At 71.3% G+C, this 24,489-nt stretch carries 20 protein-coding genes; 15 read left to right on the top strand and 5 right to left on the bottom strand.

Annotated elements, in window-relative coordinates:
* Nucleotides 1–1,091 (bottom strand): ATP-binding protein (locus ACWCRB_RS39095; RefSeq protein WP_451000601.1); only part of this gene is annotated, 1,091 nt, incomplete at its 3' end.
* Between the two features lie 293 nt (nt 1,092–1,384).
* On the opposite strand from ACWCRB_RS39095, the gene ACWCRB_RS39090 reads away from it, so the two are divergent.
* The 3 genes from ACWCRB_RS39090 to ACWCRB_RS39080 all read left to right on the top strand — a co-directional run bounded on the left by ACWCRB_RS39090 (nt 1,385) and on the right by ACWCRB_RS39080 (nt 5,117).
* A complete protein-coding gene (locus ACWCRB_RS39090) occupies nt 1,385–2,113 on the top strand; it encodes a helix-turn-helix transcriptional regulator (RefSeq protein WP_451000600.1) in 729 nt (242 codons plus the stop codon).
* Nucleotides 2,114–2,283: 170 nt separating this feature from the next.
* On the top strand, nt 2,284–2,946 hold the full coding sequence (locus tag ACWCRB_RS39085; protein ID WP_451000603.1) for a DUF4255 domain-containing protein: 663 nt from the start codon (nt 2,284–2,286) through the stop codon (nt 2,944–2,946).
* Nucleotides 2,943–5,117: an ATP-binding protein gene (locus ACWCRB_RS39080; protein ID WP_451000599.1), complete on the top strand. Its 2,175-nt coding sequence runs from the start codon at nt 2,943–2,945 to the stop codon at nt 5,115–5,117. The genes ACWCRB_RS39085 and ACWCRB_RS39080 overlap by 4 nt, the downstream gene beginning before the upstream one ends.
* Before the next feature lie 60 nt (nt 5,118–5,177).
* On the opposite strand, the gene ACWCRB_RS39075 is transcribed toward ACWCRB_RS39080, so the two are convergent.
* The 3 genes from ACWCRB_RS39075 to ACWCRB_RS39065 form a co-directional block, all read right to left on the bottom strand.
* On the bottom strand, nt 5,178–6,590 hold the full coding sequence (locus ACWCRB_RS39075; RefSeq protein WP_451000598.1) for a ricin-type beta-trefoil lectin domain protein: 1,413 nt from the start codon (nt 6,588–6,590) through the stop codon (nt 5,178–5,180).
* A gap of 124 nt (nt 6,591–6,714) precedes the next feature.
* Nucleotides 6,715–8,142 carry a hydrolase gene (locus ACWCRB_RS39070; protein ID WP_451000602.1) on the bottom strand — a complete coding sequence of 476 codons (1,428 nt, stop codon included), beginning with the start codon at nt 8,140–8,142 and terminating at the stop codon, nt 6,715–6,717.
* An 8-nt stretch (nt 8,143–8,150) separates the two neighbouring features.
* Nucleotides 8,151–10,262, bottom strand: a complete 2,112-nt coding sequence (locus ACWCRB_RS39065; protein WP_451000597.1) for an eCIS core domain-containing protein — start codon at nt 10,260–10,262, stop codon at nt 8,151–8,153.
* 257 nt (nt 10,263–10,519) lie between these two features.
* On the opposite strand from ACWCRB_RS39065, the gene ACWCRB_RS39060 reads away from it, so the two are divergent.
* From ACWCRB_RS39060 to ACWCRB_RS39045, 4 genes are all read left to right on the top strand, one after another.
* Nucleotides 10,520–12,106 carry a phage tail sheath subtilisin-like domain-containing protein gene (locus ACWCRB_RS39060; RefSeq protein ID WP_451000596.1) on the top strand — a complete coding sequence of 529 codons (1,587 nt, stop codon included), beginning with the start codon at nt 10,520–10,522 and terminating at the stop codon, nt 12,104–12,106.
* Nucleotides 12,107–12,190: 84 nt separating this feature from the next.
* Complete coding sequence (locus ACWCRB_RS39055; protein WP_235479577.1) at nt 12,191–12,634, top strand: phage tail protein; 444 nt, start codon at nt 12,191–12,193, stop codon at nt 12,632–12,634.
* Nucleotides 12,634–13,125, top strand: a complete 492-nt coding sequence (locus ACWCRB_RS39050; protein WP_451000595.1) for a hypothetical protein — start codon at nt 12,634–12,636, stop codon at nt 13,123–13,125. Before ACWCRB_RS39055 ends, ACWCRB_RS39050 begins: the two co-directional genes overlap by 1 nt.
* Nucleotides 13,122–13,280 (top strand): DUF6760 family protein, encoded by a 159-nt coding sequence (locus tag ACWCRB_RS39045; protein WP_235479579.1) that lies wholly within the window; start codon nt 13,122–13,124, stop codon nt 13,278–13,280. The genes ACWCRB_RS39050 and ACWCRB_RS39045 overlap by 4 nt, the downstream gene beginning before the upstream one ends.
* Nucleotides 13,281–13,708: 428 nt before the next feature.
* On the opposite strand, the gene ACWCRB_RS39040 is transcribed toward ACWCRB_RS39045, so the two are convergent.
* Nucleotides 13,709–14,248, bottom strand: coding sequence for a hypothetical protein (locus ACWCRB_RS39040; protein WP_451000594.1), 540 nt, complete (start codon nt 14,246–14,248; stop codon nt 13,709–13,711).
* A 1,627-nt stretch (nt 14,249–15,875) separates the two neighbouring features.
* Here ACWCRB_RS39040 and ACWCRB_RS39035 point away from each other — a divergent pair.
* Genes ACWCRB_RS39035 through ACWCRB_RS39000 form a run of 8 tightly spaced genes read left to right on the top strand, consistent with a single transcriptional unit; the run spans nt 15,876 to nt 24,226 of the window.
* Nucleotides 15,876–16,541: an extensin gene (locus tag ACWCRB_RS39035; protein WP_451000593.1), complete on the top strand. Its 666-nt coding sequence runs from the start codon at nt 15,876–15,878 to the stop codon at nt 16,539–16,541.
* A 54-nt stretch (nt 16,542–16,595) separates the two neighbouring features.
* Entirely contained in the window at nt 16,596–17,021 is a 426-nt protein-coding gene (locus tag ACWCRB_RS39030; RefSeq protein ID WP_235479583.1) for a phage tail protein, read from the top strand.
* Nucleotides 17,022–17,038: 17 nt separating this feature from the next.
* A complete protein-coding gene (locus tag ACWCRB_RS39025; protein WP_235479584.1) occupies nt 17,039–17,773 on the top strand; it encodes a CIS tube protein in 735 nt (244 codons plus the stop codon).
* Nucleotides 17,773–19,677 carry a VgrG-related protein gene (locus tag ACWCRB_RS39020; RefSeq protein ID WP_451000592.1) on the top strand — a complete coding sequence of 635 codons (1,905 nt, stop codon included), beginning with the start codon at nt 17,773–17,775 and terminating at the stop codon, nt 19,675–19,677. Before ACWCRB_RS39025 ends, ACWCRB_RS39020 begins: the two co-directional genes overlap by 1 nt.
* 37 nt (nt 19,678–19,714) lie before the next feature.
* Nucleotides 19,715–20,194, top strand: a complete 480-nt coding sequence (locus ACWCRB_RS39015; RefSeq protein WP_451000591.1) for a GPW/gp25 family protein — start codon at nt 19,715–19,717, stop codon at nt 20,192–20,194.
* Nucleotides 20,195–20,200: 6 nt separating this feature from the next.
* Nucleotides 20,201–22,162, top strand: a complete 1,962-nt coding sequence (locus ACWCRB_RS39010; protein ID WP_451000590.1) for a putative baseplate assembly protein — start codon at nt 20,201–20,203, stop codon at nt 22,160–22,162.
* 31 nt (nt 22,163–22,193) lie between these two features.
* On the top strand, nt 22,194–22,751 hold the full coding sequence (locus ACWCRB_RS39005; RefSeq protein ID WP_235479588.1) for a phage tail protein: 558 nt from the start codon (nt 22,194–22,196) through the stop codon (nt 22,749–22,751).
* On the top strand, nt 22,748–24,226 hold the full coding sequence (locus tag ACWCRB_RS39000) for an NADase-type glycan-binding domain-containing protein (RefSeq protein WP_451000589.1): 1,479 nt from the start codon (nt 22,748–22,750) through the stop codon (nt 24,224–24,226). Before ACWCRB_RS39005 ends, ACWCRB_RS39000 begins: the two co-directional genes overlap by 4 nt.
* Nucleotides 24,227–24,489: the final 263 nt, after the last annotated feature.

The raw sequence follows: 24,489 nt of genomic DNA, 5'->3' as shown, positions 1-24,489 counted from the left end.
GCCTGCCGGTCGGCGGCGCACCAGCCGGCGAGCACCGCGTCCCGCAGCAGCGGGTGGGGGTAGCGGGGCAGGCCCTCGTCGCCGCAGCGCAGCATGCCGAGCCGGGGCATGGCGGTGAGCCAGCCCCGTACCCGGGCCGGGTCGGCTCCGAGGGTCTCCACGGTCTCGGTGAACAGGTCGACGTCGGCGCCCTCCGGCAGCTCGTCCAGCTCGTCCAGCGCGGCGAGCACCCGTGCCGTCTCGGCCGTCGCCGCTCCGGCGCACTCCAGCCACCAGGACACCGCCGCCGGGAACGCCCCCGGATACAGCGCCGCGCACGTCTCCGGGAGCGCGGCCGGCGCGGCGGCGGCGCTCACGTCCTCCAGGAGGGCACGCAGGAGCAGCGGGTTGCCCGCGCTCGCCCGTACGTAGTCCGCCACCCACTTCTTCGGCACGTCACCGACCGCCGAACGCACCAGGTCCGTCGCCGCGTCCAGGCTCAGCGGGGCGAGGGTGTGGGTGCGTACGAGGGCGGGGGAGAGGGTGTGGACCAGGCCGGCGGACGGCGGGTCCACGTCGTACTGGCTGCGCTCCGTCACCAGCAGCAGTACCGGTAATCGGTCCACCCTGCGCGCCGCCTCGATCAGCCAGCACCGCGAGTTCTCGTCCGCTAGGTGTACGTCGTCCACGGCGACCAGCACCGGGCCCTCGGCCGCGTACGCGCGCAGCATCCGCCACAGCCGGGCGGCGGCCGGCTGCGGTTCTTCGGCCGCGGGGGCCGGCTCGCACAACTCCTGTATGGGGGACAGCAGTTGTTCTACGACCGGGAGGTCGGCGCCGGTCGTGCTGCCCTGCGGGGAGCAGCGGACGCGCAGGACGCGCATGCCGTGCGTCTCCGCGTGCTCGGTGGCGGCCTCCAGGAGTGCGGTGCGGCCGGTGCCGGTGGCTCCGCGCAGCAGGACCAGGCGGCCCGATCCGGCACGGGCGCGGGCGGCCTCGTCGGCCACCAGTGCCAGGGCCTCCCGGCGCTCATACAGCGAGGAGAGCGGTGAAAGCGGTGAAAGCGGTGAGAGCGATGAGAGCGGTGAGAAGGGTGCGGATGAGGGCTGCATGCCTGCCTCCTGTCGTGGGTAGTCCTGTCGCGGGTGGGAACTGGCCGGTTTCTTGAGGTTCTCGGGTCTCTCGGTTCTCTCGGTTCTTTCGGGTCTCTCGGCTTTCTTGCTTCTCTTGCTTCTCTTGGTCTAGAAGGCCTGACCGGCCGAAAAGGTTGAAGCGCCGGCCGATCTCGTGGTGTGTCTCGTGGTGGTCCACGATTGTGCGCGCCCCATGTGCAACAGAAGTGTTGGCTGTGCACGTCTGCCACCGACCGCTCACAGGTGGCGGCACCTGACCCTGGGGGCAGTTCTTGCGCACCACACTCCGCACCACGGGCCCCGGCACCGGGGCCGGTACAAGGGCCGCCGGAACGGGACCCGTCACGAGGGCCGCCGGTACCGGACCCGCCGAACCCGGGCGTCGCGTACCCGTCGCGGTGCACGCGTCCGACCCGATCTCCCGCGCCGGCGCGGTCAGCCAGCTGCGGCAGCACCCGGTCGTCGACCTCCGCGACGAGTCCGACACCGGACCCGGCATCGTCGCCCTGCTGGTCAGCGAGAGCCTCGACGAGACAACGCTGTCGCGGCTGCGCCGGCTCGTCCGCAGCGAGGGGGCCAAGGCCGTTCTCGTGGTGGGCATGCTGCGCGAGAACGAACTCCTGGACGTCATCGAGTGCGGCGTCGGAGCCATCGTCTGGCGCCACGAGGCCACCGGACACCGGCTGGCGCAGGCCGTGCTCGCCGCTGCCCGAGGTGACGGCGATCTGCCCTCCGACCTGCTCGGCCGGCTCATCAGCCAGGTGGGCACACTGCATCGCTCGGCGGCCGGCCAGCCCGGTGCCCCCACCTCGGGCCTCGCGCCGCGCGAGGTCGATGTCCTGCGCCTCGTCGCCGAGGGACTCGACACCGGAGAGATCGCCAGCAAGCTGTCCTACTCCGAGCGCACGGTCAAGAACGTGATGCATGGACTCACCACCCGGCTGCATCTGCGCAACCGGGCGCACGCCGTGGCCTATGCCCTGCGCGAAGGCTACATCTGACCGAACGGGCAATCGAACACGGCGCGCGGACACCAACTCATGCCCGTCGTACGTCCCTTGCGTGCCTGCACGGACGGTCGCCCCGGACGGCACGATGACTTTGAGACATGTGCGGCACGCGGGGGTACGGCACACGGGGGTACGACGGGCAGGGCGGCGGGAGCGCGACAGTGATCCACGAGGTGGACGAGGTCCTCAAGGGGCTGCTCGGCGGTGGTGCCCTGGCCGGATCCGGCATCGACGTCTTCTTCGACGCCCCGACCCGTGACTGGGCCGCCCGGCGCAACGGCCCCGCGATCAACGCCTACTTGTACGACATCCGCGAGGACGTCGCCCGCCGACAGCGCGGCACCGTCTCCGTCCGAGACGAACGCGACGTGATCGTCCGGCGCCGTCAACCGCCCCGCTGGTTCCGGCTGTCGTACCTCGTCACCGCCTGGACCAAGCAGCCCCAGGACGAACACCGGCTGCTGTCCGCCGTGTTGACCAACCTGCTGCCCCGCGAGCTGCTCCCGGCCAGCGAACTGCCAGGCGCGCTCGGCGAGTTGGGCCTGTCCGTGCCGCTCACCGTGTCCGGGACCCAGACTGAGTCCCGGTCCCTGGCCGAGATCTGGTCCGCTCTCGGCGGCGAACTCAAGCCGTCCCTCGACCTCGTGGTCACGGCCCCCTTCCCGGGCTTCCCCGAGTACGACGCAGGGCCCCCGGTCACGGAGGGCGCCGCCGTCCGCGTCCGCGCGATCGACGGCTCCCTGGAGGACTCGCCCGAACGCACCCATCAGCCACGGCACTTGGAGAAGGCGCGCACCGGGCGGGCGGAGACCCGTACTCCGTGACGGTCGGCGCCCCCACTCTCGTACCCGCCACCGGGCTGCTCGCCCGCCTCTCCCAACTGCGCGCCCAGGCCGCCCAGTTGGTCGAGCGGCGCAGTGCCGACGACCCGACGGCCGGTGATCCGCTGCGCGGGCTGTATCTGTCGGAGGAGGCGATACGGCACCTGCTCGGGCGGCCCGCCACTCAGGCACCCGGGGCTCTGCCCACCGTCGACGGCGACGACCCACTCGCACGTCTCGCCTCCCGCCTCGGCCTCGTCGCCTTGGACGTCCACATCCTCCTCGCCGCCCTCGCTCCCGAACTCGACCGTTCCTTCGAGCCCCTGTACGGCTATCTCAACGACGACGTGGGCCGCCGCCGGGCCACCACCGGGCTCGCCCTCGACCTGTGCGGACTCCCCGTGCACGAACCGGCGGCCAGGGCCCGCTTCCACCCCTCGGCACCCCTGACCGCCCTCGGCCTCCTGGTCGTCGAGGAACCCGAACGCCCCTTCCCCAGCCGCTCGTTGCGCGTCCCCGACCGGGTCGCCGCCCATCTCCTCGGCGACGACACCCTGGACGCGGCCCTCACCGGCCACGTACGCCCCCTCGCCCCGAACGCCTCGTACGCGACCGACTTCACGGACAAGCTGGCCGAACTGCTGACCGCGAAGGCGTCCCCCGCCCCGCCGCCCACGGTCTACCTGCGCGAGCACCGCGAGGGCGACGGCCTGGCGTGTGTCACGGCGGCCCTGCGCACCGCCGGACTCGACGCGCTGCACTTCTCCGGCCCCGACGAACTCATCCCCGACCTCCTCCGCGAGGCCCGGCTCAGCGAGCGGGTCGTCGTCGTGTCACCCCTGTCGGACCAACCCGCAGCTCTCGTACGGGCGTTGACCGGTCCGGACGTGTCGGACGTACCCGTACTCCTCACCGGCTCCCGCCCGTACGACCCCCAGTGGTCCGAGGACGACCCGCTGGTCCTGGAGGCGCCGAGGCAGCGCGCCGGGCAGGTGAACACGTGGGGGGACGCACTGCGCCGGGGCCCGGATCCCGCTGCCCTGAACTCGGACGCCTCGGGTGTTGGCGACCTGGGCCCGAGTGCCCGGAGCCCTGCCGGGCCGAGCCCCGATGCTCCGAGCCCCGATGCCTCGGGTCCTGCTGCCCCGGACTCCGGCCCCTCGGATCCCGCCGCCCCGAACCCTGATCACCTGAGCCCCACCACCCCGAACCTGGGCTTCGACCTGGCGGCCACCGTCGCCCCCTACCGTCTCGGTGTCGACCACATCGCGAGGGCCGCCCGCGCCGCGCAGCGTCTCGCCGGTTTCGACGGGACCCCGCTCAGTGCCGCGCATCTGCGGCTGGCCGCTCGGCAGCAGTCGGCGTCCGGGCTTGAGCGGCATGCCCGGCGTATCCGGCCCGAGGTCGGCTGGGAGGATCTCGTCCTCCCCGGCAAACCCCTCGCCCAGCTTCACGAACTCGCCCTGAGAGCCCGCCATCGCGACCAGGTTCTGGGCGACTGGCGGCTCAGCGCGGGCGGCGGGCGGGGCCGGGGTGTGCTCGGGCTGTTCGCGGGGGAGTCCGGGACAGGGAAGACGCTGTCCGCCGAGGTCGTCGCCGCCGAACTGGGGCTGGATCTCTATGTGGTTCAGCTGTCGTCGATCGTCGACAAGTACGTCGGCGAGACCGAGAAGAACCTGGAACGGATCTTCACCGAGGCCGACCGTACCGACGCCGTGCTCCTCTTCGACGAGGCCGACGCCGTCTTCGGGAAGCGTTCCGAGGTCAAGGACGCGCACGACAAGTACGCCAACATGGAGAGCGCGTATCTGCTCCAGCGGCTGGAGTCCTTCGACGGGATCGCGCTGCTCACCACCAACCTGCGCGCCAACATCGACGAGGCGTTCACCCGCCGCCTCGACCTCGTCGTCGACTTCCCCTTCCCGGACCCCGGCCAGCGCCTCGCCCTGTGGCGGCACAGCCTCGCCCGGGTGCCCTGCGCCCCCGGCACCGACCCGGCGCGGGTCGCCGGCGCCTTCGAACTGGCCGGCGGCTCGATCCGCAGCGCGGTCGTCACGGCCGCCTACTCCGCCGCCGGACGCGGTGAACCGGTCACGACGGCGGACCTGGTGGAGGGCGCGGAACGGGAGTACCGGAAGGCGGGGCGGCTCGTGCCGGGCGAGGGGTCCTGGTAGCTCCGGCTCCGGACAGCCCCTTCACCCGCCCCAAAAAAGGGCCAAGGGCCCAACTGCCCCCTACTCCACCCGCCACTTCTGGTTCGGCGTGCCCGTGCACGTCCACAGCTGGAGCTTGGTCCCGTCGGCGGTGCCCTGGTCCTTGGCGTCCACGCACTTGTCGGCCTGCGGATTCACCAGGTCGCCCGCCGTGCTCAGCACGAACTGCTGGGCCGGGTTGCCGCTGCACCGCGCGAGCTGGATCGCCGCCCCGTCGTCCCGCGAACCGAACGCCACGTCCATGCACATGCCGAGCGAGCGGACCGTACCGTCGGACCGGAAGTCCCACTTCTGGTTGGCCGTGCTCGCGCACTCCCACAGCTGAAGTCCGGTGCCGTCCTTGCCCTTGCCGTTCTGCGCGTCGGTGACGTCGACACAGCGGTTCGAGGCCTGGCCGATGATCAGGGACCCCACGACAACGGCGGCCGTCTCCTTCGGAGTTGCCTGGGTGTCCGGCTTCGTGCTCGTGCCCGACCCCGACGACCCGGATCCGGAGCCCGACCCGGAGCCGCTCCCACCTCCGCTCCCCGATCCCTGCTCCTGGCCTTGCCCCTGCCCGGGCACCGCCACCTCGGGCAGCGGCGCGGCCGACACGGTCGACTGCACCGACGGCGCGACCGGAGCGGACGCACTGGCACTGGGCGGCGGGAGCGTGTTGGCGGAGCCGGTCTCCGTCAACTCCGTAGCCCTGGTGGAGACCTGGGGCTTGTAGGAGATCCAGAGCATCACGAAGGTGATCGAGAGGGCGACGGCGACACCGAGGAAGGTGGCCAACCAGCGGGGCAGGAAGCCGCGTTGTACGTACGTCCCGTCGACCTCGATCGGTACGGCTCCGGAGCGTTGCACGGCCAGCTTGTACGGGCGGTCCTCCTTGCCGCCGAACCAGATGATCTGGCGGGGCTTAAGGCGTGCGTCGACGAACACCGCGCGCCCCGGCTCGACTTGGACGCTGCCGGGATGGATGTCGTACGACAAGTTGTCGCCGTTGTCGCTGCCGCTGATCGAAGCGGTGAGCTTGGTGTTGCCCAGGTTGTCGACGGCCAGCTTCGGGCGGCCCCGGAAACGGCCCTTCACGGTCGGCGGGACGAGTTCGGCCCGTACCTCGCTGAACGGCGTGATCGTGAGGTTGCCCTCGGGGACGGTCGTCGCCTCCGGGTTCGTGGTGGGCGTGATGCGGACGGCGTACGGGTTCGGGCCCGCCGTCGCGTCCGGGGTGCGGGGCGGGGCGAAGGTCAGGTCGACCGTGCCCGTCGTCCCCGGATACAGCCGTAGCGTCTGTGGTTCGACCGTCGTCCAGGGGGCGATGTCACCCACCGGTTCGAAGCGGTATTCGTCGACGACGTCACCGGTGTTGCGCAGGCGTAAGCGCACCGTGGTGCGGTCACCCGGGTCCACGGTCGCGGAGGCGGGTTCGAGAGAGGTCCACAGCATCACCCACCGAGCCTAGGATCCCGGCCACCAGGACGTCAGGAAGCCTTCGGGCACGATCGCTGCCCGAATGACCCCCTGACGAGACCCAGATGACTCCCCGCCGTGCCCCTGAGAGGCACGGCCCGGCTCACACGGTGAAGCGGACCGCCTCCAGCTGCTTGTGCTGCTCCATGTTGCTCCCGAGGTACTTCCAGCCGCCGGGGTCGGTGCACACCACACCCAGCCAACCACCGTCCTGCACATGGGGGTTGCCGCAGACGCTGCCGTCGAAGACCTGGATGGTGAAGCCCTGCAGCGGCTCGTCCGCCTCCTTGGTGCTGCCGATGTAGTTGTCGATCCCGTCAACCGCCTTCGTCCACTTGGTGCCCTCCCAGTTCTTGTACTGCCAGGCACCGCTGCCGGCCGTCCCCTTGGTGCCGGACACGGCGATGTTGAGGGCCTTGATCGGCAGGTCCTTGCCCGTGGTGCCGGCCTCGGCGCCGTCGCACACCGGCTCCTGCCAGCCCTGGTCGGCGACATACGCGCGGTAGCAGATGTGCCGGCCCGCACTGCGCGCGGCCAGCTGCGTCACCGCCGTGGCGGCGGTCACCTCCGGCGCCTTCGTCTCCTTCGGCGCGTCACCGCCCCCGCCCCCGCCGTCGCCGCTCCCGCCCCCGGCGGCCGGGGTCTCCGACGCCTGCGGGGGCGCGCTCACGACGGGGTTCTGGGCGGCCTCCTGGCTGGGCGCCACGGGCGGCGCCGTGGCCACGGCCGTGGGACTCGGCGGCGGGAGTGTGTTGGCGGAGCCCGCTTCCGTCAACTCTGTTGCTCTGGTGGTGAATTGGGGTTTGTAGGAGATCCAGAGCATCACGAAGGTGATGGCGAGCGCGAGGAAGACGCCGAGGAAGGTGGCCAACCAGCGGGGGAGGAAGCCGCGTTGTACGTACGTTCCGTCGACGTCGATGGGGACGGCTCCGGAGCGTTGTACGGCGAGCTTGTACGGTCGGTCTTCCTTGCTGCCGAACCAGATGATCTGGCGGGGCTTGAGGCGTGCGTCGACGAACACCGCGCGCCCCGGCTCGACTTGGACGCTGCCCGGGTGGATGTCGTACGAGAGGTTGTCGCCGTTGTCGCTGCCGCTGATCGAAGCGGTGAGCTTGGTGTTGCCCAGGTTGTCGACGGCCAGCTTGGGGCGGCCCCGGAAGCGGCCCTTGACCGTGGGCGGGACGAGTTCGGCCCGTACCTCCGTGAAGGGGGTGATCGTCAGGTTGCCCTCGGGGACGGTCGTCGCCTCCGGGTGTTCGGTGGGGGTGATCCGGATCGCGTACGGGTTGGGGCCCGCCGTCGCGTCCGGGGTGCGGGGCGGGGCGAAGGTGAGGTCCACCGTGCCCGTCGTACCGGGGAAGAGGCGGAGCGTCTGCGGCTCCACCCTCGTCCAGGGGGCGATGTCGCCCACCGGTTCGAAGCGGTACTCGTCGACGACGTCGCCGGTGTTGCGCAGGCGCAGCCGGACGGTCGTACTGCCGCCGGGGTCGACGGTCGCGGAGGAGGGCTCCAGGGAAGTCCAAAGGCTCACTGGGTTGTTCACGTCCCGGTTGTGTAGGTGATCTTTGCCGCCGAGAGGTCGACCGTGTTGGGGATCATCGCCTGGGGCCGCAGCAGGGCATGGAAGAGGAAGTCCATGAGGTCGGCACCGTCCATGCCCTTCATACGGGTCGCCAGGGGCGGGTTGGACACCTCGAAGCGCATGATCTCGACCACCGCCCGGTCCACCAGACCGGGGATGATGTCGGCGCCCGCGAGGATGTTCTTGTGGAGGAGTTCGGGGTGCTTCACGATCTTCGCCGGGCCGTAGACCATCTGGTTGGCCGAGTCCGTGACCGCGAGCCGCCGGGCCAGCTGGTGCGCCTGCCGTGACTCGGTGTCGTGGATGCCCTGGAAGGCCTCCACCGAGTTCATGAACTCGTCGTCGCTCGGCTGGGCCTTCTCGAACGCGCGCACCGGCACGTGCTTGTTGGTGGCGTCCTTCGATTTGGCGCTGACGGGCAGATGTGGCGTCCCCGGGTCCGCGACCAGCTGGGGGTAGTCGCGCTGGACGAAGTCGCTCAGCATGATCCAGCCCCGGCTCAGCAGCCCGGACTCCTCCAGACCCAGCTCGATCCGGGCCTCGTCCTTGCCCTCGCCCTCCTGCCCCTCGGCGAAGCGGGACTTGCGGCCCGTGGTCCCCGGATGCTCGATGTAGAAGAAGACGAAGCCGTCGTTGCCGAGCATCAGCTTGTCGACGTTCATGGTGTTGTGCTGCTTGAGCGGCTCCAGCCCCTGGTCGGCCCGCTCCTTGTCGAGCGTGGTCCTGGACTTGAGACGGCTGTCGTCGGAGTTGGTGATCGAGTCGATCCGCGCCTTGGGGGAGTAGTGGGCGACCACGGACTGCCGCAACTGGGCCTCCAGCTTGGCCGATACGTCCCGTACCCAGGCCCGGCTCCGGTCGCCGATCTCCTTCGACAGGTCCCCGCGATTCAGTTCGGACATCTCGCGGACGTAACTGAAGCCCTCCGTAGCGAAGTTGACCGTCGACTCCGGGAACTGCGCGTCCTTCCACAGGGTTCCGCGATCGGTCATGTCCTTGTAGGGGAAGCCGGGGGCGCCGATCATTTCCGCGTCGCGGGAGACCTGTCCGCCGACGACCGCCAACTCTGCCCTGACGGCCTCGAGTACGTCCTCCAGGTAAGCGGTGTCCACGGGCCGCGCCTCTTCGCGCTGCTCCAGGGCCAGGACCTGGATCTCCCCCAGCTTCCCCATGCACCACTCCGGGCCGCGGCGGCTGGAGTTGTCGTACTCCGCGACGAGCGCCCGCACCGGCGCCGTCACCGGGTTGACGGGCGGGGGCGCCTTCTTCAGCCAGGCGGTGAGCTTCCCGCCGGCCGACTGCTCCGGCGCGGGCTCCGCGGTGGTGACCCGCCCGCCCACCTTCTCCTGCCCCTTGCGCTGCACCGCGAGCCCCGGTGACGAGGCGGCGGCGCCCGAGCCGGTACGCGATTCGGTCGCCGAGCGCTGGACAGCGGGAGCCGGCCCGCTCATCACCTTCCGCGCGGTGTCCTCCGCCTGCCGTTCCGCCCAGTCCCCGGGGTCGGAGACACGCAGTCCGGAGCCGTCGTCCGTGCCGGGGACGGCACCCCGGCTCTGCTGCACCACGTGCTGCAACTCATGGGCCAGGGTGTGCTTGTCCTGGCCGTCCCACACCACATGGGACCCGGAGGTGTAGGCCCTGGCCCCGATCTCCGCCGCCGACCGCTGGGCCACGGCGTCGGTGTGCACCCGTACCCCGCTGAAGTCCTCCCCGCCGTACCGGCCCTCCATCTCGGCCCGCAGCGACGTGTCCAGCGGACGGCCCGCGGAGCGCAACACCTCGTGCACGGCGGACCGTTGGACGTCCCGCCCGGAATCGGGCGAGCGCTGTACGTCCGTCCCGTGGCCGCAGCTGCCGTCGTGCTCGTGGCGTTCCTCGGCGACGGCCCGCGCCACGGCCGCGTTGCCCGCCAGGCGCTGGAGCGTCAGCAGCCGCTGGGCGGCGGAGCCCCCGGCCGACAGGTGTACCGGACTGTTCCCGGCCGACAGGTGCGCGGGAGTTGGCGGGGCCGCCCGTCGGGCCCTCTCGGGGCCGGCGCCACCGCCGGCCCGCGTGTCCTGTGCGCGCACGCTGCTCCTCTTCCCCGCTCCCCGACGCTCCACGACCGGTGGATCTCCCAGCCTTACCGGCGTGGGCAGGTCGGCGGGAGAGTCGCAGGGGCAAACGTAGGGGCAGGGTGCACGGGGCCCGGGAGCCAAAGGGCGTGCGAGCTGCCCTTGTGGGCAAGGGAGTTGCCCTGTGACAGGTACCGCAGGCCGTTCCGGTGGACGGATCGCGCGCGTGAAGCTGGCAGACGTCCTGTCTCGTACCCCGAGGAGATCAGAGCATGCCGTCCTACCTGTCGCCCGGCGTATACGTCGAGGAGGTGGCCAGCGGCTCGCGTCCGATCGAGGGAGTGGGCACCTCGGTCGCCGCCTTTGTCGGACTCGCGCCGACCGGCCCGCTGAACGAGCCGACGCTGGTGACCAACTGGACGCAGTATGTCGCTGCCTTCGGTGACTTCACCGACGGCTACTACCTCGCCCACAGCGTCTACGGCTTCTTCAACAACGGCGGCTCGGCCGCGTACGTCGTCCGCGTCGGGGGTGCGCCCGGTGGGTCGGCCGGCGGCTCCACGCCCGCCAAGTCCCTTGCGGGCGCGGCCGATCGGGCCGCGCTGCCGGCCGGTGAGCCGAAGCAGCTCGGCACCTTCAGTGTGACCGCGATCGCAGGCGGTTCGTTGAGCGTCGAGGTCGCCGACCCGGAGGGCGAGGGCCCCGCCGAGCGGTTCAAGCTGATCGTCAAGGACGGCGACAAGCCCGTCGAGACGTTCGACGTGACCGCCAAGAAGGGCGGCCGCAACTACGTCGTCACACAGGTGAAGGAGCGCTCCAAGCTCATCACCGTGCAGGAGTCGGCGCCCGCCGCGCAGCTCGTCCGCCCCGACAACCAGACCGTGGCGCTCGCCGCCCCGGCCGCCCCCGCCCCGGTCGTCCCGGCGGCGGCCGAGGACGAGGGCGCGCACGCCGGCCCCGCTGAGTACCTCGGCGACTCCGCCGACCGCACCGGCTTCGGCGGCCTGGAGGCCGTCGACGAGATCTCGATGGTTGCGGTGCCCGACCTGATGGCGGCCTACCAGCGCGGCGCGATCGACCTGGAAGCGGTGAAGGCCGTACAGCTCGGTCTGATCGCCCACTGCGAGCTGATGGGCGACCGCGTCGCCGTCATCGACCCGCCGCCCGGTCTGAACGCCCGTCAGATCCGCGTCTGGCGCCAGGAGACGGCCGGCTACGACTCCAAGTACGCGGCCCTGTACTACCCCTGGATCAAGGCCTTCGACCCGGCCACCGGCCAGGCCCGCATGATCCCGCCGAGCGGCCACATCGCCGGCATCTGGGCCCGCAACGACTCCGAGCGCGGTGTGCACAAGGCGCCCGCCAACGAGGTCGTACGCGGCGCCGTGGACCTGGAGATCCAGATCACCCGGGGCGAGCAGGACCTCCTCAACCCCATCGGCGTCAACTGCATCCGCGCCTTCCCCGGCCGGGGCATCCGCGTCTGGGGCGCCCGCACGATGTCCTCCGACCCGGCGTGGCGCTACCTCAACGTGCGGCGCTACTTCAACTACCTGGAGGAGTCGATCCTGATCGGCACCCAGTGGGTGGTCTTCGAGCCCAACGACCACCAGCTGTGGGCCCGGATCCGGCGCAACGTCTCCGCGTTCCTCGTCAACGAGTGGCGCAGCGGCGCGCTCTTCGGCCAGCGGCCGGAGGAGGCGTACTACGTCAAGTGCGACGAGGAGACCAACCCGCCGGAGTCGGTCGACCTCGGCCGGGTCGTCTGCGAGATCGGCATCGCGCCGGTCAAGCCCGCCGAGTTCGTGATCTTCCGGCTGGCCCAGTTCTCGGGCGGCAGCGGGGAGTTGGAGGAGTAGGCCTCCCCTCTGGCTTTGCGCGTGACTGCCGTGATCGTCAAGTACCCCAGACCTACCGAGAATCAAGAGAGTTAAGAGAGCCAGATGAGTCTCCAGCCGGGTGACGCCCTCACCTCACACAATTTCGGCCTGCAGATCGACGGCGTGATGGTCGAGTACCTCGCCGAGGTCAGCGGCCTCAGCATCGAGCAGGACGTCATCGAGTACCAGCAGGTCTCCGCCCAGGGCAAGCCCGTCACGAAGAAGCTGCCGGGCGTGAAGAAGGCGGGCACCTGCACGGTCGTCCGCGGTATGACCCAGTCCTCGGCCTTCAACCAGTGGATCACCGAGTCGGTCGCCGGTCAGATGGGCACGGCCCGCAAGAACGCCACGATCATGGTGATGGACTACCAGAACAACCCGGTCAAGCGTTACAACATGCGCAACGCCTGGTGCAGCAAGATCGACACCAGCACGGTGAAGGCCGGCGAGGCGTCCGCGCTGCAGGAGACGGTCACGATCACGTTCGAAGAACTGGTCATCGAGTAATGCGTCGTACGGCACCCAGGCCGGCCGGGGCGGCGCTCGCCGACCCCGGTCCGGCCTCCCTCGGGGCGGAGGCGGCACCGGTGGCCGAGCAGCAGCTCGCCGCTGCCGCCACCCCCCAACGGCTGCGCACCGAGTTCGAGTTCGAGCTGCCGCGCGGATACGTCGACGAGGCCGGCACGGTGCACCGCGACGGTGTGATGCGGCTGGCCACGGCCCGGGACGAGCTGATCCCCCTGCGGGACATGCGCGTCCAGGAGAACCCGGCGTATCTGTCGGTGGTCCTGCTCGGCCGGGTCATCACCCGGCTCGGCTCGCTGCCACTCGTCCACGACGGCGTGGTGGAGAACATGTTCGCCTCCGACCTCGCCTTCCTCCAGGACTTCTACCGGCAGATCAACGCCGAGGGACACACCCGCGCCGGGGTGACCTGCCCGCACTGCGAGCAGCCCTTCGAGGTCGAACTCGGCGGGAGCCGCCTGGGGGAATCGTGACGTACGCGACCGACCGGCTGTACGAGGAGATCGCGTACGTCGCCTACCACTTCCACTGGAGCATGGACGAGATCCTCGACCTCGAACACCGCGACCGGCGCCGTTACACGGACCAGATCGCGGCCCTCGTCACGCGCGCCGCGGGCGAGGGGTGAGGCGTGGGCATCGTCGGACGGTTGAGGTCACGTCGTCGGGGGGCCGCAAGTTCTCTCCCTGATACGGGAGTTGATGGGGGAGTTGACGGCGGCAGCGAGGTCGGGACCGAGGGCGTTTCGTCCGGTTCCGGGGCTCGTGTTCCGTCGGCCGGGTGGTCCGCGCTGCCGCCGATCCAGCGCGCGACCACCGTCGGCCGCCCGGGGGTCGCCGACGCGGGGTTCGCCGCCCGGCTCACGACCTGGCAGAACCCCTCCTTCACCGGAACCCTCTCCCACGCGGTCCTCGACGACGCGCCGAGCGGCCTGGTGAAGGGGGCGCTCGTCGAGTCGCGCGGTCCGGGGACGGGGCTTGAACTGCCTTCACTGTCACTGCCGTTGGCGATGCCGGAGGAGGAGACGGCTGGTGGGGTGGCGGATGCTGCCTCCGTTCAGCGGGTGAGTTTTCCGGGGGTGGTCGCTCGGGCGGCGGGGCCTCGGGTCGTGCCGGTGGTGGGGCGTTCGGGGGGTGGGTCGTCGTCCTCCGGCGCGGGCTCGGCTGCCGCCGTGGGGGAGGTGCCGGTTGCCGGGCAACGGCCCGTTGCGCGGGCTGTGCCGGTTGTCCAGCGGCGTGCGGCTGCCGGGGTGGTGCCCGTCTCGGCGGGGGTGCTGCCTGTTGCCGGTGGTGGGTCTTCTGCGGGTGCGGGTACGGCCGGTTCCGGAGTCTCCTCCGCTGCCGTGTCCTCGTCCGTGGCCGGTGCTGTGCCGCTGACCAGGGTTTCCGGTGCGCCGGTGGTGCAGCGGCGGAGCCTGCCGGTGGCGAGGAAGCAGGCTGCGGGGGCGCCTACGGGGAGTTCCGGGGGTGGTACGGGGGCTGGTGCTCCGGAGGCCCCGGTTGCCGTTCCCGTGCCTCGGGCTGTCGTCCCGGGGGCTTCGGCCGGCGTCTCGACCTCTGTGGACTCGGGCGCGCTTCCGGTGACGCCGGATGTCACCTCGACGGTGGCGGACGCTTCTCCTGTACGTCCGACTGCGGCTTCCCCGGGTTCGGGTGCCGCGTCGGTCGGGGCTTCGGCTGCGGTGCAGAGGTCTGCTGCTCCGGTGGGGTCAACTGCTGTGCCGGTACGACCCGTTGCCGCGCCGTCCGGTTCCGGGTCCAGTTCCGTTTCTCAGGGGTCTGCGACCACTGCTGCGGGGCGTTCCGCAGCCACGGTGCAGAGGGCTGCCGATCCAGTGGGGCCAACCGCCGTTCCGGTACGCCCGGTTGCCGTGCCGACAAGCCCCGGGTCCGCCCCTGCGGGACCGTCAACGACTCCTGCCGTCGCGCGGGGCATCGAGCCGGCACGTCCCGTCGTCGTCCCGTCGTCGAGTGCAAGTGCCGTACGTCCGGGACCGGTTGGGCCCTCGCTGGCATCTGACTCGGCCCCTGTGCAACGAGCCGCCGCCTCGACGGGGTTGGCGAGCACCTCCGCGACCCCGGTCACCGCTCCCGCACCCCCGGCAGCTGGCGCCCCGGTTCGACAGACGCCCTCCGCCGACGTTGGTACGCGAACCGCCACCCCCGCCTCCCCGCTGTCGATCACGTCCCCGGCGACCCCGGCGACCCCGGCGTCCGGCACCCCGGTCCGGCAGGCGCCCGCTGTCAGCACCCCGCGACCCGCCAACTCGCCCTCCCCGGCGCGCACTTCCGCAGCCCAGGCAACAGACCCCACGGCACCCAGCACCCAGCGCGTCGCCGTGCCCGGCACCACCCGCAGCACGCCCCCGGCTTCATCCCAGGCCCAGGCCCAGGCACCGCACCCCACCGTCCCGACGCCCCCGGCGGCGACCTCCACCCCCGCACCGCACCCCCAGACCAAGCCCCTGGCCGGACTGGCCGCCCCCATCCAGCGAACGTCCGCTGCCGAGACCCGGAGCGCGGCCCAGCCCACGTCCACCACCCCGGCACCGCCCGCACCCCGCCGCCGCACCTCCCTGGGAGCACCGCTCACCGCACCGCCCGCAGACGCGACCCCCTTGGCGAGGCGCGTCCAACCGACGGCCCCCGGCATCCCCGGATCCAGCGCGGGCGCCCCCGCGATACCGATACGGACACTGACACCGGCCCCGATGCCCGCCCCCGGAGCACCTGTTCAGCGTGCCGTCACTACACCTCCGGCGCCCTCGATCCCTGTACCGGCCAAGCCGGTTGAAGCGCGCGGCGCCAACAATGCACCCACCTCGGCCCCGATGCCCGCCCCCGGAGCGCCAATTCGGCGTGCCGTCACCACATCTCCGGCCCCCTCGATCCCCGTACCGGCCAAGGCAGTTGAAGCACCCGGCACCAACAAGGCACCGGCGCCAGCTCCGATGCCCGTGCCCGGAGCGCCCGTCCAGCGTGCCGTCACCACATCTCCGGCACCCTTGACCCCCGTACCGGCCAACCCGGTTGAAGCACCGGGCACCAACAAGGCACCCGCGCTGGCCGCGATGCCCACCCCGAACGAAGCCCCCGCACATCCCATACCGCCAGCACCCCCGGCAGCCCCCGCCCGCCCCGCCGCCGTACGCCCAGTACGCCCCGCCCCACCTCGAATCCAGCGCGCCCTCTCCTCCGCCCACCCCCTGACCACGACGATCCCCGTGCCATCCCCCGTCGCGACAGGAACCCCGCAGGCCCTCCCCGTCGCCCCCAAGGCCGTACCCCTGAGGCGCCCCGCAGCCACCACCGCACCCACCTCCGGGCACCCGACCGCCACCCCCGTTGAGACGGGCACCCCCCGGGCCCTCCCCGTCGCTCCCAAGGCCGTACTCCTGAGGCGCCCTGCACCCACCACTGCACCCACCTCCGGGCACCCGGCAGCCGCCCCCCTCGGACACGCCCCCGTGTCCCTGTCGCCGCCCCCGGTCGCGCACGGCACCGTCGGCGGCAGTACCCCTGTACAGCGCACGCACCCCACCCCACCGGCCCCGCCGCGCCCGCCGAGCACCAGCAGCGCGCCCGCACCGGCCCCCGTACCCGCAGCCGTCCGCATCCAGCGCATGGCGGCACCTCGGAACACCCCCAAGACGCCACCGCCCCCGCCACCCACAGCCCGAACCCAGTCCCAGTCCCAGTCCCAGAGCCAGTCCCAGTCCCAGACCCAGTCGGGGGCAAAGTCCCCGCCCCCCTTCGACGCGAAGGACCTGGACGATCACCAGCTCGACGAACTCACCCACCGGCTGATCGACAGGGTCACCCGCAAGGTCCGTACCGAACTGCGGCTCGACCGTGAGCGCATCGGGAAGCTGCGCGACCCCCGTCACTGACTGACACGTACCTCCCTCAACTCCCTCCGACGACAAGCCCGTTGAAAGGCCCCCATGTCCACCGATACCGACCCGGGCTCCACGATCTTCTTCACCCTCACCATCGACGGCGAGAGCCTCGGTTACTTCAACGGGTGCGAGGGCCTGTCGTCCGCGGTGGAGATCGAGCATCACCAGGAGGGCGGCAACAACGGGTTCGTGTGGGCGCTTCCGTCGCGGGTGACGTTCTCGAACATCCGGCTGACCCGGCCGCTGACGCCGGACACCTCCAAGGTCGCCGCGTGGATCTCCAGTGTGACCACGGGAGTTACCCGGCCCACCGCCCAGATCGCCGCGCTGCGCGCCGACGGTTCGGAGGTGGCGCGCTGGGGGCTGATCGACGTACTGCCCGTGAGCTGGCAGGGCCCCTCCCTGGACCCCGCCAACCCGAGCGTGGCCACGGAGGTCCTGGAGATCACCCACCACGGCTTCACGGACTGAGAAGGGCGGCGAGAAACATGGCTAAGGGAAGCAAGGGTGGCAAGGGCGGTGCCGGGAAGAGCCTGGTGCGGGCCACGTTGGCCATTCACGAGCCGCCGATCGGCTACAGCACCACACCCGGCGGGCTCATCAAGAACTTCAGCTTCGACTTCAACCCCTCCCAGCTGTCGCTCAGTCGGCGCGCCCAGTGGAAGACCACTCCCACCGCGGCCGTCCGGGACGGCTCGCTGCCCGAGTTCCTGGGGCCGTTGCCGCGCGAGATGACCGTCGAGATCTTCCTCGACTCGTCCGACGAGCCGAGCAGCAACAGCGTCCTGAAGAAGGTCGAGGCGCTGTTCTCCTGCTGTGAGACGACCGCGAAGAGCATCGCCGCGAATCAGTCGTCGACGCCGTGGGTCGTCTTCGAGTGGGGGTCGTTCTCCACCGCCCGGTTCACCGCGTACGTCAGTTCCGTGGACGCCACCTACACCCTCTTCGGGACTACCGGTGTGCCCATCCGGGCCACCTGTCAGGTGCATCTGCACGAGATTCCCAGCCAGACCAAGGGGCAGAACCCGACGTCGGGCGCGCTCACCGCGCAGCGCGTGCACCGGGTCGTTGCTGGCGATTCGTTGCAGTCGCTGGCCTGGCGGGAGTACGGGGACGCGAGCGCCTGGCGGGCCATCGCCCAGCTGAACGGCATCGACGACCCGAACCGGCTGCCGAACGGGCTCGAACTGATCCTGCCGGCCGCCGAGGAGGTGGGTGCCTGATGGTCCAGATCGCCTTCTCCAGCCTCATGAGCGTCAAGATCGGGGGCGCCAAGCTGCCCGACGATCTTGCCTCTCTCCTCGTCGGTGGGTGGGTCGACCTCGGCGCCGGGGTGCCCGGGGCCTTCCGGCTCACCTTCCGCGACCCCTACCACCTCGTCCTCGGCAAGCTGGGCGTCGACTTCGGAACTCCCGTTGTCCTGGCGCCCGTTGCGGCCGGGAAGGGGGCCGCCGACCCGTTGATCACGGGCGAGGTCACCGGTATGGAGACCGACTACGACGGCACCGGCACCTTCACCGTGATCCGTGGCTACGACCCCGGGCACCGGCTGATGCGGCAGCGCAGAGTGGCCGCCTACCGCAACCAGACCGCCTCCGACATCGCCCGAAAGGTCGTCGCCACGGCGGGAGTTCAGGTCGGGAAGATCCAGGCCACCAAGACCGTCTACGAGTTCATCAGTCAGGCCAACATCACCGACTGGGACTTCCTCGCGCGGCTCGCCGACGAGAACGAGATGGTCATGTCCCTTGACGAGAAAGGGAAGTTCCAGTTTCTTACGCCCGACCCCGCGTCGGGCGCGCCGCCGGTCAGCACCCCGGGTGAGAAGAGCCCGTTCGTGCTGGAGGCCGGTACGGACGTCCTGCGCTGCCGGGCCGCCGTCACCTCCGCCGACCAGATCGCCAAGGTCGAGGCGCGAGGGTGGGACGTGACGACGAAGAAGAAGCTCACCGCGACCTCGCCCGCCGCCACCACCCCGCTCATCGGCATCGGCACCACCCCGAAGAAGGCCTCCGCGCCCTTCAAGGCGGGCGTGCTCGTCGAGACGGACACGCCCTACGACCGTCAGTCCGAGGTCAAGTTCGCGGCCGGCGCCCTCGCCGACGACGTCACCTCCTCCTTCGCCGAGCTGGAGGTCACCGTGCGGGGGAACCCGAAACTGCGCCCCGGGGTTCCGGTGACCCTGGCCGACGTCGGCAAGCCCTTCGAGGGCAAGTACACCTGCACCTCCGTACGGCACGTCTTCGGCGACGGCGACCACTACGAGACCCTGGTGACGGTCAGCGGACGCCAGTGGCGCTCCCTGTTCGGCCTCGCCTCCGGCGGCGCCGCGACCACCGCACCCCGGCTGCCCGGCGTGGCCAACGCGCTGGTCACGGACGTACAGGACCCCTTGAAGCAAGGGCGGGTGAAGCTCCAGTTCCCGTGGCTGGACGACGCGTACGTGAGCGACTGGACGCGGGTCGTGCAGCTGGGCGGGAAGGGCGGCGGCGGGATCTTTCCGCTCGATGTGGGGGACGAGGTGCTGGTCGCCTTCGACCGAGGGGCACTTGACCATCCCTTCGTCGTCGGCGGGCTCTACAACGGGCGGGACAAGCCGACCGTCGTCAAGGACGTGTGGCTGCACGACCCGCTCAAGAAGAAGGCCATCCGGCACACCCTGTCCGACCGGGAGGGCAACCGGGTCGACCTGCTCAGCCAGCAGACCGGCGCCCGAAAGCAGGGCGTGCGCATCGCCAGTGGCAACGACCGGCTGACCATCAATCTCGACCGCACCAAGACCGAGATCACCGTGGACAGCAAGGGAGCCGTCAGCATCAGCGGCGGTACCTCGGTGTCCGTGGATGCCGGTACCGATCTGACGCTGAGCGCCCGCCGGGCCATCAACATCAAGAGCGGCGGCATGCTCAACCTCCAGGGCCGCGGCATCGTCAGTCTCAAGTCGCTCGGCGGCGCGGTCAACGTGGACGCGCTCGGCGCCCTCAGCCTCAAGGCGGCCGGCGCCGCGACCATCAGCACGGCCGGCACGGTCCAGATCAACTCCGTTGCCAACGTGGGCATTCGGGCCGTCTCCCTCATGCTCAACGGCCTGGTGATGGTCAACAACAAGCCGTATCCGATCCCGTAAGGGCCCCGACCGATTCAGTGAGGCAGGTGGGCCGGAAATGGCCGAGCAGTTCGTCGGTTCCGGGTGGGCGTTCCCGTTGCGCATCGGGCCCACCGGGGGCATCGCCCTCGTCAGCGGGGAGCGGGAGGTCGAGGAGGCCATCCGGCTCGTCCTCGCCACCGCGCCCGGGGAACGCCCGATGCGGCCCGAATTCGGCTGCGCCATCCACGACCTGGTGTTCGCGCCGGTCAACGAGGCCACCGCCGGGCGGATCCAGCACGAGGTGTACTCCAGCCTCGACCGCTGGGAGCCGCGCATCGAGGTCGACGACGTCGAGGTCACCGCCGGTGCCGAACAGGGCGTGCTGTTCATCGACGTCCGCTACTCGATCCGGGGCACCAACAACCCGCGCAGCCTTGTCTTCCCCTTCTACGTCATCCCCTCCCACGAGGAGCCCGACGCGTCCGGTGACTCAGGTGGCCCCGGTGGCTTCGGTGGCTCCGGCGATCTGGGCAACTCCTTTGAAAGCGACCGCTGATCACCGATGGCCCTGCCTTCCCCGAACCTCGACGACCGCCGCTTCCAGCAGTTCGTCGACGACGCCAAGCGTTACATCCAGCAGCGTGCCCCGGAGTGGACCGACCACAACGTCTCCGACCCCGGTGTCACCCTCGTGGAGACGGTCGCGCACATGGCGGACCAGATCGTCTACCGCCTCAACCGCGTCCCGGAGAAGAACCACCTCGCCTTTCTCGACCTCGTGGGCATCACCCTCTTCCCGCCCTCGGCGGCCCGCACGGACGTGACGTTCTGGCTGTCGGCGCCCCAGGAGGAGACCGTGCTGCTGCCGTCCGGCACCGAGGCGGCCACGCTCCGCACCGAGAGCGAGGAGGCCGTCGTCTTCGCCACGGAACACGAACTCGCCATCGTGCCCTGCGAGTTGGGTCACCTGGTCGTGCAGAACCAAGGCGTGCCCGTCGCCGACCGGACCGCCGACCTCACCGAGGGCAAGGACGTGCTGTGCTTCGCCGAGGCCCCGAGCCCCGGTGACTGCATGCTGTTCGGGCTCAGCGCGGCCGTACCGCACTGCGCGATCGCCCTCGACCTCGACAGCCGTGTCGACGGCGTCGGCGTCGACCCGCGCCAGCCGCCGCTGGTGTGGGAGGCATGGACCGAGGACGGCTGGGTGGCCTGCGAGGTCGACCGGGACGGCACCGGCGGCCTCAACCGCCCCGGCGAGGTCATCCTGCACATCCCCGGCGGCCACACCCTCTCCCGTACCGGCGGCCGGGAGGCCGGCTGGCTGCGCTGCCGGGTCACCGAACCCCTCAAGAACCAGCCCTTCTACACCACTTCACCGACCATCCGGTCCGCCGAGGCCTTCACGATGGGCGGCACCACCCGCGCCATCCACGCCGACACCGTGTACGACGAGGCCCTCGGCGAGTCCACAGGGCTGCCCGGCCAACGCCTCCGCCTGGCCAACGCGCCCGTCGTCGGCGACGACCCGCCCCTGCTCCTCCAGTCCGCCGCAGGACCGGAAGGCTGGACGGACTGGCAGGTCGTCCCGCACTTCTCCGCCTCCGCCCCCGACGACCGCCATCTCACCCTCGACGCCGCGACCGGCGAGATCGCCTTCGGCCCCGCCGTCCGCGAACCCGACGGCACCCTGCGCCAGTACGGAGCCGTCCCGCCCAAGGGCGCGGTGCTCCGCGCCCGCCGCTACCGCACCGGCGGGGGCAGGGCCGGCAACGTCGCCCGGGGCGCGGTACAGGTGCTGCGCAGCTCGATCCCGTACGTCTCCGAGGTGAACAACCGGGAGGCCGCGCGGGGTGGGGTCGACGGCGAGACCGTCGAGGAGGCGAAGGTCCGGGCGCCGATCACCCTGCGCGCCCAGGAACGCGCGGTCACCCTCCGGGACTACGAGGAACTGGCCCGACGCGCCGCCCCCGAGACCGCCCGCATCACCTGCCTGGAAGGGGAGGAGGGCGAGCACGGGGCTTATGCGGTAAGGGTGTTGGTGGTGCCGCAGGCGGTCCCCGACCCCGGCGGACGCCTGCGCTTCGAGCAACTCGTCCCCGGTGACGCCCTGTTGCAGCGCATCACCCGGCACCTCGACGAACGACGCCTGATCGGGACGCGGTTGGCGGTCGGCCCGCCCTTCTACCAGGGCGTCACAGTGGTCGCGACGGTGCACGCCTTCCGGGGCGTCGACACGGACCGGGTACGGCGGCAGGCGCACGACGCCCTCTACCGCCACCTCGACCCGCTCACCGGCGGCACCGACGGCAAGGGCTGGCCCTTCGGACGTCCCGTGCAGTCCGGCGAGGTCTTCGCGGTCCTGCAGCGCGTACCCGGCGTCGAGCTGGTCGACGAGGTGCAGCTGCACCCGGCCGACCCGCTCACCGGCAAGCGAGGCGAGGCGACGAACCGGATCGATCTCGCCCCGCCGTCCCTGGTGTTCTCCTTCGACCACCGGGTGCGAGTGATCGGGGACGGCGCATGAGCACAGCCAACCAGCGCTCGGGGAGGGCCCGTTGAGAGGCTCCATCGACGGACTCGGCTCCTCCGCGCCCATCGGCGCGATGCTTCCGGCGGTCTTCGCCGACGACGATCTGGCGCAACGCTTCGTCGGCGGCCTGGACGACGTCATCGCTCCGATCCACAACGCCCTGGACTGCATGGACTCCTACTTCACGCCGTCCCTGGCCCCGCTCGACTTCACCACCTGGCTCGGCGGCTGGGTCGGCGCCGAGATCGACGGCACCGAACCGGAGGACCGGCTGCGCGCGGCCGTCGCCGCCGCCGCGTATCTGCACCGGATACGCGGCACCGTACGAGGCCTGTCCGAGGCCGTACGGCTCGCCTTCGGCGTGACCCCGGAGATCACCGAGAGCGGCGCCGCCACCTGGCACGCCCGCCCCCTCGGCCCCGTCCCCGGCGACCCCCGCCCCCATCTGCGGGTCACCCTGCGGCTGCCCGACCCGACACCCGCGGACGAACACCGGCTCGACAGCCTCGTGGCCGCGGCCCGACCCGCCCACATGCCCTACACGGTCAAGGTGACCGCCGCCGAAAGGACCCCGGAAAGATGACCAGCCAGAGCTGCGCCGAATGCGGAACACGGGCGGAGCCCGGCCAGTCCTTCTGCGACGCCTGCGGGGCGGTGCTGAGCTGGTCGGAGCGGGAGAGCGCGCCCCGGGGTGGCGCCGCCGATCCGGTAGCCGTGCCGGCGGGGGAGTCCGCGGGCGCGGTGGGTACGGCGGGTACGGCGGGAACGCGTCGTGAGGAGCCCCGGCCGGTGAGCAGCGGGGCGTCCACGGCCCCCGCACCCGGTCGGGACACGTTCTTCAGCCCGAGGCCCGGTGACGCCGGGGCACCTCGTAGGGAGCCGACCCGGACGGAGGAAGAGCCGGAGGGGGCGGACGAACGGCTGGAGCGGCTGGGCGAACGGTTGGAGCGACTGGACGAGCGGCTGGATCAGCGGTTGGACCAGCGGATCGGTGAACGCCCGGACGAGCGCCCGGACGAACGGGCGGACGAGCGGGCGGAGGCTCCGGAGGGTGCCGATGACGACACCCTGCCTCAGCCTGCGGTGCCTGCGGTGCCTGCGGTGCCTGCTGAGCCCGCTGGGGGTCCCGCCCCCGCTCCGGACTCCCCGGACGACACCGCCGCCCGCGTCAGGTCCCTCCTCGTGCCGGTGTCCGACCCCGAACCCCGGGCCGCCCCGGAGCCGTCCGTCGCGCCGGTGCTGCCCGGTCGCCCGGTCGCCGACCGGCCGCAGGTTCGTACGCCGGGCCGGGATCCCGGTGTGCAGGGCGGCCTCCCGTGCCCCTGGTGCGCCACCCCGAACATGCCCGACCGGCACTTCTGCGTGCGCTGCGCCATGCCCATGTCGGGCCATGGCCCCGACCAGCCCGCTCTGCGGCGGCCGTGGTGGCGCCGGCTGCTCGACCTGCGCAACGGTGAGACGCCGTGGGCGGGGGACCGTCCGCGACTGCGCCGGGGCTTCGGGCGCGTCCTGAACTGGGTGGTCGGGGCGCTGGTGCTGACCCTGGTGATCGTGGCGATCATGAACGTCGGCGACGCGGTGAACGGCGTACGCGACCACTTCGCCAAGCGGGCGCCGGTGGACCCGGACAAGGTGACCGCCTCGCGCTCCTACCCGGGGCACAAGCCCGAACTGCTCTTCGACAAGCGGAGCAACACCTGGTGGGGGCCCGGGGTCGCCCAGTCGGGCGAGGGGGAGTGGATCGAGGTGCGCTTCACCGAGCCGACCCGGCTGCTGGACGTCATGATCACTCCCGGTGTCTCGGCGCGGGCCGAGACGATCACCGAGTCGGCGCTGCCGAAGCGGATCGATGCCGAGATCACCATGGCTGACGGGACGAAGACGACGCGTGTCCTGACGCTGGACCAGGGTGCGGGCCCGCAGAGCCGGGCGTTTCGTGTCGGGTCGGTGAGTGCGGTGCGGTTCGTACTCCGTTCCGCGCATGCGGCGTCCGCCGAGAAGCAGGTGGCCATCGCGGAGATCGAGTTCTTCGGGCGATCCAACGCGAGCGGGTCGTAGGGGGCCGGCGAAACGCAGGATTTCGCCCCCGCCGCCCCTACCCGTTCCCATCCCCTGGGGGCTGCGCCCCCAGACCCCCTTTTCGCGCTGAACGCGCTCGTCCTCAATCGCCGGACGGGCTGGGTGGTGCCGGCCGGGCTTGATCTTTCAGCCCAGGCCCAGGCATTTCAGCCCGTCCGGCGTTTGAGGACGAGGCCGTTCAGGCCGACAAGCGGGGGTCTGGGGGCGCAGCCCCCAGAAGGATGGGACGGGTAGGGGCGGCG

Source organism: Streptomyces sp. NPDC002156, from assembly GCF_053593675.1.
Note: the sequence above shows the minus strand (reverse complement) of the source record. Positions and strands in the feature narration are given on the sequence as shown.

Bases quoted from the DNA above. Each gene is read 5' to 3' on its own strand.
- ACWCRB_RS39060 (WP_451000596.1), top strand. From the start codon at position 10,520: ATGCCGTCCTACCTGTCGCCCGGCGTATACGTCGAGGAGGTGGCCAGC.
- ACWCRB_RS39055 (WP_235479577.1), top strand. From the start codon at position 12,191: ATGAGTCTCCAGCCGGGTGACGCCCTCACCTCACACAATTTCGGCCTG.
- ACWCRB_RS39050 (WP_451000595.1), top strand. From the start codon at position 12,634: ATGCGTCGTACGGCACCCAGGCCGGCCGGGGCGGCGCTCGCCGACCCC.
- ACWCRB_RS39030 (WP_235479583.1), top strand. From the start codon at position 16,596: ATGTCCACCGATACCGACCCGGGCTCCACGATCTTCTTCACCCTCACC.
- ACWCRB_RS39025 (WP_235479584.1), top strand. From the start codon at position 17,039: ATGGCTAAGGGAAGCAAGGGTGGCAAGGGCGGTGCCGGGAAGAGCCTG.
- ACWCRB_RS39020 (WP_451000592.1), top strand. From the start codon at position 17,773: ATGGTCCAGATCGCCTTCTCCAGCCTCATGAGCGTCAAGATCGGGGGC.
- ACWCRB_RS39015 (WP_451000591.1), top strand. From the start codon at position 19,715: ATGGCCGAGCAGTTCGTCGGTTCCGGGTGGGCGTTCCCGTTGCGCATC.
- ACWCRB_RS39010 (WP_451000590.1), top strand. From the start codon at position 20,201: ATGGCCCTGCCTTCCCCGAACCTCGACGACCGCCGCTTCCAGCAGTTC.
- ACWCRB_RS39000 (WP_451000589.1), top strand. From the start codon at position 22,748: ATGACCAGCCAGAGCTGCGCCGAATGCGGAACACGGGCGGAGCCCGGC.